Raw genomic sequence first — 7,882 nt, 5'->3', positions numbered from 1 at the left:
AGGAGGCGTTCACGCGCGGAGTGCTGGCAGGCCAGGCCGTGGCGCTGGCGTTGTGAGCGCAGGCCGCAGGCCGGTCATGCGATGCGCTTTCATTTCGTATGCGACGGGCGGTCTGCAACCGGATCGTCGGCAACTTTCGGCCTTCGGCCTTCGGCTTGCGGCTTGCGGCTTGCGGCTTGCTCGCGGGCAAGGGCAAGAGGTTCGGTGGGGCGCGGCAAAGGCGCGTCCGGGCAGGGACGCGCGTTTGCAAACACGGCGGTGCTCTGAGTTGCGCACACCCACGCTTGGAGGCTCGCGGCAGGCGGTGCCCCGCGAACCTCCCAAACCGACCCAACACCAGCCGCTGATTCACGAACGCCTCTGCGCACCGCAGGTCTAGTTCGATGGAGAGCGAATTCGTATCAGGCAGGCAGCCCGCTCAGCCAGCGCTCGTTGCGCGCGCGCGGCCGGTAGGCGCTCACGCGCTTGGCGATCTCGGCAATGTGTTCCGGCGTGGTGCCGCAGCAGCCGCCCGCGATGTTGAGAAAGCCCGCCTGCGCAAAGCCTTCGATCAGGCCGCCGGTGATGTCGGGCGTTTCGTCGAAGCCGGTCTCGCTCATCGGGTTGGGCAGGCCGGCGTTGGGGTAGCAGGAAATGAATGTGTCGGGCGCAGCCTTGGCCAGCTCTTCGATGTAAGGCCGCATCAAGGCCGCGCCGAGCGCGCAGTTCAGGCCCACCGCAATGGGCCTGGCATGGCGCACCGAATGCCAGAAGGCGCTAACGGTCTGGCCGCTGAGGATGCGCCCCGACGCGTCGGTAACGGTGCCGGAAATGATCACCGGCAGGCGCTCGCCGCTGGCCTCGAACAGTTCGTCGATGGCAAAGATCGCCGCCTTGGCATTGAGCGTGTCGAAGATGGTTTCCACGAGCAAGATGTCCGCCCCGCCTTCGAGCAAGCCCTCGGCCTGCTCGTAGTAGGCCGCGCGCAGCGCGTCGAAGCTGGTGTTGCGCACCGCCGGGTCGTTGACGTCGGGGCTGATGCTGGCGGTGCGCGGCGTCGGGCCCAGGGCGCCGACCACGAAGCGCGGCTTGTCGGCGGTGCTGAACTTGTCGCACGCCGCGCGGGCCAGCCGCGCCGCGGCCACGTTCATTTCGCGCGCCACCGCGGCCAGTGCGTAGTCTTCCTGGGCGATCGAGGTGGCGCCGAAGGTGTTGGTCTCGATCAGGTCGGCGCCCGCCTCGAGGTAGCCCTCGTGGATTTCGGTGATGACATCGGGCCGAGTGAACTGCAACAACTCGTTGTTGCCCTTCAGGTCCTTCGGGTGGTGTTTGAAACGCTCGCCGCGGTAGTCGGCCTCGCCCAGCTTGTAGCGCTGGATCATGGTGCCCATGGCGCCGTCGAGGATCAGGATGCGTTGGCCGAGCAGCTCGGGCAGCTGCGCGCCGCGGGTGTAGGCAAGCGTCTTCATGGCGCGATTGTAGAAAGCGATGCCACGGCGCGAGGCCGCTGCCAGAAGCGACGCACAGTCCGCTGACGCGAGGGCGCTAAAAGTTGGCCCTGCCCGACCGGCCGCCCGCGGCTTTCAGTGCAGCACGACCGGCTGGTGCGCCAGCGTGGTGTAGCCGGCCAGGAAGGCGTCGATCTCGTCGGTGCCCGGCTCGCTCTGGATCAGCGCCTCCACGCCGAGCTTGAAATGCTCGGCCATCTCGCCTTCGAGAAAGAGCTCCTTGCGCGCGAATTTGTCGACGATCTCGAAGCCACCGCGCGTGCGCTGCACGACGTCGTCACCGACCGGCTCCTCGCCGTCGATGGCCACGACAAACTGCACGACCGCGAAGTTGTCCGAGTTGTAGACCATGTGCATGAAGAACTCCTGTTCCTGACACGAGGTGGTGCTGCCGAACTGGGTTTCAAGGCCGCGGCGCGCTCGATGGCTATGGGACTTTGGCGTCTCGCAAGAGTTCCAGAGCGTCCCCCTTGCCGTCTGTCAGACGGACCCTCACCGGCAGGTAGGAGTGCGCCGGATCGAGCCAGAACTCGGCGCGCGTGTCGTAGGGACCTTCCGGTTCGCGCAGGAAGCGCAGCGCCGCCACGCTGCCCTCGGGCAGGTCGACCGGCTCGCGGCCTTCAAAACGCAGCGACCACACATGCGAGTCGCCGCGTGCGCCCACCACCGCAATGAGCAGGCGCTCGCCCACGGCGGGCGGCTTGCTCCAGGCGTTAACGATCGCGGCGAGCTGCAGCATCACGCTCAGGCGGTCTTGCATGCCGGCCACCAGTGGCAGCTCGATGCTCGGCCCCGAGAAGCTGACCTTGCCTGCGTCACGCTGGAAGTTCGCCGCCTGCTCGCCGCGGCTAATGCGCCTGTCGGTGTAGCGCTCGGGTGCGAGCCCCGCGGCGTCGAAGCCGCCGCGGCTGGTCTGCACGAGCAAGGTGCCGATCAACGGCAGCCGCCCTTCGAGCCGCAGCATGTAGGCCTGCTTGCCTTCGGGCCGCCAATCGAGCTCGCCGCTGCCGACGAGGCCGCTGCGGCTCATGCGGTAGAGCACGCGCGCGGCGGGCGGAATGCGCGTGCGGTAGGTCGGCATTGGCGGCGAGGGCGGGGGTGGCGGCGCGCCAGCTTCGGTAGCTTCGGCAGTGCCCGCAACTCCCGCAGTGCCCGAAGTTGCAGCCAGCGGCACGGGCGCCGCCGCGGCGGCGGCCTGTGCGTGCTCGGCGTTGGGCATCAAAGAAATCGAAACCCGAACCGGCAGCGCGGGCTCTGGCGCTGCTTCAACCTCAACCGCGGCGGCCGGTCGCTCGAGCGCCGCTTCAACCACGGCGGCCGCTGGCTCAACCACCGGCACGGCGGGGGGCTCGGCCCTCACCTTGACGCGTCGCGGCGCGGTCACTCGCGCCGGCGATGCACCGCCCACTTCGAGCGGCACGGTGGGTTGAACCGCAGGCGCAACAGCTTCGTCAAGCCGCAGCGGCGCCGCGTCGGTGGCGGGCTCGGCCATCGGTGGCAGCGACGGTGGCAGGCCCGGCGCGGTGCTTGCCAGCAGCACCGCTCGTGGCGCAAGCACCGTCGACGGCGCAACCGGCGGCATCGGCCGTGGGCCCAGCCGCCCGATCATGCCGCCATGCAGGCCGGTCACCAGCAGCGCCAGCCCGGCGATCACCCACGCGCCGCGTGTCTTCATCGAAGCTCGCTGCGCACCGGCAGCGGCATCCACCGCTCGCGCGGACTCCCGGTCGGGAGGCAAGGCATTGAGGTGGACTTTGAAAACTGCGACATCCGTCTTCAACGCGACTCGGCGCTGGCCGGCTGACGTGCTCGGGGCCGTTGGACGGTGGCTCGGCATGGCCCGCCACGGACCGGCATTGCGGTGGCGGGGCGAAGCGGAGCGGACGCGAGAACGGTCATCAATGGCTTGAAATTTACAATCGCGACCTCGATTGACTGCGCTCCGGGCCCACCGATGAAACTCGCCACCTACAGGGACGGCTCGCGCGACGGCCAGCTCGTCGTCGTCTCGCGCGACCTGGCTTCGGCCCATTATGCGAGCGGCATCGCCACGCGATTGCAGCAGGTGCTCGACGACTGGAACTTCCTCTCGCCGCAACTGCAGGACCTGAGCGAAACGCTCAACCACGGCAAGGCGCGCCACGCGTTCGCTTTCGATCCGGCCGCGTGCATGGCGCCGCTGCCACGCGCCTACCAATGGGCCGACGGCTCCGCCTACCTCAACCACGTCGAGCTGGTGCGCAAGGCGCGCAAGGCCGAGATGCCCGAGAGCTTCTACACCGACCCGCTCATGTACCAGGGCGGCAGCGACGACTTTCTCGGCCCGCGCGAGCCCATCGTCTGCGCGAGCGAAAGCTGGGGCATCGACTTCGAGAGCGAGATCGCCGTCGTGACCGGCGACGTGACCATGGGCGTCGCGCCGGACGCCGCGATCGACGGCGTGCGCCTCCTGATGCTGGCCAACGACGTGAGCCTGCGCCACCTCATCCCCACCGAGCTGGCCAAGGGCTTCGGCTTCCTGCAAAGCAAACCCGCCACCGCCTTCAGCCCGGTGGCGGTGACGCCCGACGAACTGGGCGCCGCCTGGCGCGGCGGCCGCGTGTACCTCACGCTCACCTCCGCCTGGAACGGCAAGACCGTCGGTCGCTGCGAGGCCGGCCCGGAGATGAGCTTCCACTTCGGCCAGCTCATCGCCCACCTGGCCAAGACCCGCAACGTGCGCGCCGGCAGCATCATCGGCAGCGGCACGGTCAGCAACAAGGACTGGAGCCACGGCTACAGCTGCATCGCCGAGCAGCGCGCGATCGAAACCATCGAGGGCGGCGCGCCGGTGACCGAGTTCATGAGGGTCGGCGACGTCATCTGCATCGAGATGCTGGGCGCCGATGGACAGAGCGTGTTCGGGGCGATCGAGCAGGTGGTGGCATCGGCGGCATCCGCACCGCCGGGCGGGTGAGCCATCAACCGCCGATCATCGTTTCCCCTTGAACGAATTGCCCCGCACGCTGAAGATCGCGACCGTCTGGCTGCTGGTCGGGCTGGCGATCTTCCTGGCGTTCAACGCGCTCGTGGCGCGCCAGCAGCGCGCGCGCTTTTCCTTCAACGCCGACGCGATAGAGCTCCAGCGCGCAGCCGACGGCCACTACCACTGGCCCGGCACGCTCAACGGTCGCGCGCTCGACTTCCTGGTGGACACCGGCGCCACGCGCAGCGCGATTTCGGCCGAGCTGGCGCACCAACTGGCGCTGGAGACCTTTGGCAGCGTGCAGACCCACACCGCGGGTGGCTTGGTACGCGGGCGCCTGGCACGCGCCGACCTGGTGCTCGAAGGCGGCGTGCGCGTCGAGCGGCTCGAGCTGGTGGTGCTGCCCGCGCTCGGGGACAAGCCGCTGCTCGGCATGGACGTGCTGGGCCGGCTGCGCTTGCAGCAGCAAAGCGGCGTGCTGCGCATCCAAGCCAATCCTGCTCACTGAGAGCGGCTCGGCAGACGAAGCTTGCACCCGGCGCGCCCCGCGTTTTTGCACGACCGATCCGCGGGGGTCTCGCGCACAACCACGCCAGCAGGCAGCGTGATGCCCGACACCCTGCACAGGCTCGACCGCCCGCCGCACAATGCCCGCACAACCACCCCAACCGCTGGAGACGCCATGACCGCCGCCGCACCCGATTTCGCCAAGATGGTTCCCGGTTTCGACTTCCTGCAGGGCCTGGTCAAGAACGCCGGTTCGGTGTTGCCCGGCATCGGCCAGTGGGTCGCGCCGACCTTGGACCCGGAAGAGATTGAAAAGCGCATCGGCGAGTTGCGCACGGTGCAGTTCTGGCTCGAACAGAACGCGCGCATGCTGGCCGCCACGATCCAGGCGCTGGAGGTGCAGCGCATGACGCTGTCCACGCTCAAGACCATGAACGTGCAGGTCGCCGACCTGCGCGAATCGCTGCGCATCAAGCTGCCCGAGGCTGACGCCGTCGGCACCGAGGCCGACGACGCCCCGGCCGAGCCCGACGCGCCGGCCGAGGCTCGCAAGCCCGCAGCCGGGGTGGTCGACCCGACGCAGTGGTGGGGCGCGCTCACCAAGCAGTTCACGCAACTGGCTGCCAACGCGATGAAGGACACCGCGACCGAATCGGCCAGGCAGTTCGCCGGCGACCTGGTCAAGCAAGGCTTCGACGCCGCCGGGCAGACCATCAAGGTCGGCACGGCATCGGCGCGCAAGGCGGCCGCGGAGGCCGGCAGCGAAACCGTGACGCGGTCGGCCGCCGCAGCGAAGAAAACGCGGCAGCGTCCGGCTGCCAAGAAATCGGGCGTCGCGCGCAAGCGCTGAGCGGCCCCGCACCCTGCACCGGCATGCAGCCCTTCGTCCACGCCCACGCGAGCGCCGCCGATTGGCGCAGCGCGCTTGCCCAGGTGCTGGCCCAACTCGACCAGCAGCACGTCGAGCGCGACGCACCGACGCTGGGCTGGTGCTACCTCAGCGACCACCACGCGGGCGCGGCCGACCTGCTGCTGGCGGAGTTGCGCGCGCGCTACCCGGGCGCCGCCTGGGTGGGTGCGGTGGGCGTCGGGGTGTGCGCGGGCGCGGTCGAATACTTCGACGAGCCGGGCCTGGCGGTGATGCTGGCCAATCTGCCGCGCGAGCAGTTCCGCGTGTTCTCGGGCCAGCGGCCGCTCGCCGGCCAGGGCGGATTCAAGGCGTACACCGCGCTGGTGCATGCCGACCCGGCCACGCCCGAGCTGGCTGAGCTGATCGGCGAGTTGAGCGAGCGCGTCAGCAGCGGCTACCTGTTCGGCGGCCTCGCCTCGTCGCGCCGGCGCACCCTCACCATCGCGGCCGACGCGAGCGGCGCCCCGGCGCCGACGGGCGGCGTGTTCGAAGGCGGCCTCTCGGGCGTGGCTTTCGCGCGCGAGGTGGCGATCGTCTCGCGCGTCACCCAGGGGTGCCTGCCGGTCGGGCCGGTGCGTCGCATCACCGAGGCCGAGCGCAATGTGGTCTATGCGCTCGACGGCGAGCCGGCGCTCGACTGCCTGCTGCGCGACCTGCAAATCGACGAGCACGACCCGCGCGGCACACTGCCGCGGCTGCGCGGCGCCCTGGTCGGCTTGAGCGACCATGAAGAGGCGGCCGAGTTCGGCGCACCGGCGCTCAACGCGGCGTTCGCGACGGTGGCGCCGTCCTCCGAGTTCGCACCGTCCACGCGGCGCGGCAGCTTCGGCACCGAAACGCGCGTGCGCCACCTGATCGGCATCGACCCACAACGCCGCGGCATCGCCATCGCCGATGTGGCCGAGATGGGCCAGGAACTCGCCTTCTGCCGCCGCGACACCGACGCCGCGCGGCGCGACCTGATGCGCATCGGCGCCGAAATCCGCAGCACGCTCGAGCCCGACGAGCTGCCGCTCGCAGCACTCGCCGCGACCAGGTCGGCGCGCCCGGCCAGCGCGGCCACGCTGGCAGCGTCGCACGGCGGCAAGCGCATCGTCGGCGCCCTCTACGTGAGCTGCAGCGGGCGCGGCGGCCCGCATTTCGGTGCGCCCTCGGCCGAGCTGCAACTGGTGCGCCACGCGCTCGGCGGCTCCGACGGCACGCCGCCGCCGCTGGTCGGCTTCTTCGCGGCCGGCGAGATTGGTCACCGTCACCTGTATGGCTACACCGGCGTGCTCACCGTGTTCACGGCGCCGGCCTGAGCCCGGCCCGCGACCGCTTCTGCGGCTTCGATCAAGACGCCGCGCCCGCACGGTGCAGCGCCGCACCGGCCGGGCGCACATGCGCGCCCGGCCACGCACACGGAACCCGGCGCGGCGTGCGCTCCTCCAATCGCCATGCGCCCTGCCTTGCTCGTCCTCGCTCTGCTGAGCGCCGCGCTGCCCGCACGCGGCGAAACCGCATCCATCGCTGGAGTGCGGGGCGAACCGTCAGCGGCCGCCCCGCCGGCCCGGCAAATCGTTCAGCAGCGCACGGCCGATGGTCGCGTTGTTTTCACTGATCGGCCGCTGGCAGGCGCGCGCATCGAGCGCAGCTGGACGCTCACCCCCGAAGACCCGGCGCTGGGCGATGCGCGGCGCGAAGCCGCGCGTATCGAATCGAACGCCGTCACCGAGCGCATCGCACGCCAGCTCGAGCAGCAGCGCGAACGCGACATCGATCTCGACATTGCCCGCGAGCGCACCGCGCGGGCCGAGGCCGAGCGCGACGCGGCACGGGCGCGCATGCCGGCCGAGCCAGATCGCGCCATCGTGGTCTGGCCGCGCCGGGCCTTCGCGCCGCCGCACCGGCCCGCTCCCCAGCCTGCGATGCGGGCGCCGCGGCAGCCCGGGCCAGTCATCCCGCCGCGCCCTGGCGCAACGCCGCCACCGCGGCCTCCGTCCAGCCACGGCGAGCCCGACACGCCCGGCTGAG

The 7,882-nt window shown here is 70.5% G+C and carries 9 protein-coding genes; 4 read left to right on the top strand and 5 right to left on the bottom strand.

Translation table 11 applies throughout. The features are described from left to right. The 4 genes from RMO12_RS10990 to RMO12_RS10975 form a co-directional block, all read right to left on the bottom strand. On the bottom strand, nt 1-190 hold a 190-nt coding region (locus RMO12_RS10990), incomplete at its 3' end, for a hypothetical protein (RefSeq protein WP_309639311.1). Between the two features lie 211 nt (nt 191-401). Beyond that, nucleotides 402-1,448, bottom strand: a complete 1,047-nt coding sequence (locus tag RMO12_RS10985; protein WP_309639310.1) for a homocysteine S-methyltransferase family protein — start codon at nt 1,446-1,448, stop codon at nt 402-404. A 114-nt stretch (nt 1,449-1,562) separates the two neighbouring features. Further along, the gene (locus RMO12_RS10980; protein WP_309624945.1) at nt 1,563-1,844 is read right to left on the bottom strand and encodes a DUF3567 domain-containing protein; all 282 of its coding nucleotides are present in this window, start codon (nt 1,842-1,844) and stop codon (nt 1,563-1,565) included. Nucleotides 1,845-1,914: 70 nt separating this feature from the next. Next, nucleotides 1,915-3,162 (bottom strand): DUF3108 domain-containing protein, encoded by a 1,248-nt coding sequence (locus tag RMO12_RS10975; protein WP_309639309.1) that lies wholly within the window; start codon nt 3,160-3,162, stop codon nt 1,915-1,917. 279 nt (nt 3,163-3,441) lie between these two features. On the opposite strand from RMO12_RS10975, the gene RMO12_RS10970 reads away from it, so the two are divergent. From RMO12_RS10970 to RMO12_RS10955, 4 genes are all read left to right on the top strand, one after another. Next, the gene (locus RMO12_RS10970; RefSeq protein WP_309639308.1) at nt 3,442-4,443 is read left to right on the top strand and encodes a fumarylacetoacetate hydrolase family protein; all 1,002 of its coding nucleotides are present in this window, start codon (nt 3,442-3,444) and stop codon (nt 4,441-4,443) included. Nucleotides 4,444-4,471: 28 nt separating this feature from the next. Then, nucleotides 4,472-4,960 carry a retropepsin-like aspartic protease gene (locus RMO12_RS10965; RefSeq protein ID WP_309639307.1) on the top strand — a complete coding sequence of 163 codons (489 nt, stop codon included), beginning with the start codon at nt 4,472-4,474 and terminating at the stop codon, nt 4,958-4,960. A gap of 174 nt (nt 4,961-5,134) precedes the next feature. Further along, nucleotides 5,135-5,809 (top strand): PhaM family polyhydroxyalkanoate granule multifunctional regulatory protein, encoded by a 675-nt coding sequence (locus RMO12_RS10960; protein WP_309639306.1) that lies wholly within the window; start codon nt 5,135-5,137, stop codon nt 5,807-5,809. A gap of 23 nt (nt 5,810-5,832) precedes the next feature. After that, on the top strand, nt 5,833-7,170 hold the full coding sequence (locus RMO12_RS10955; protein ID WP_309639305.1) for an FIST N-terminal domain-containing protein: 1,338 nt from the start codon (nt 5,833-5,835) through the stop codon (nt 7,168-7,170). A 228-nt stretch (nt 7,171-7,398) separates the two neighbouring features. On the opposite strand, the gene RMO12_RS10950 is transcribed toward RMO12_RS10955, so the two are convergent. Beyond that, a partial coding sequence (locus tag RMO12_RS10950; protein WP_309639304.1) for a hypothetical protein occupies nt 7,399-7,882 on the bottom strand: 484 nt, incomplete at its 5' end.

The organism is Methylibium sp. (assembly GCF_031393925.1).
GTDB lineage: Bacteria > Pseudomonadota > Gammaproteobacteria > Burkholderiales > Burkholderiaceae_C > Methylibium.
Note: the sequence above shows the minus strand (reverse complement) of the source record. Positions and strands in the feature narration are given on the sequence as shown.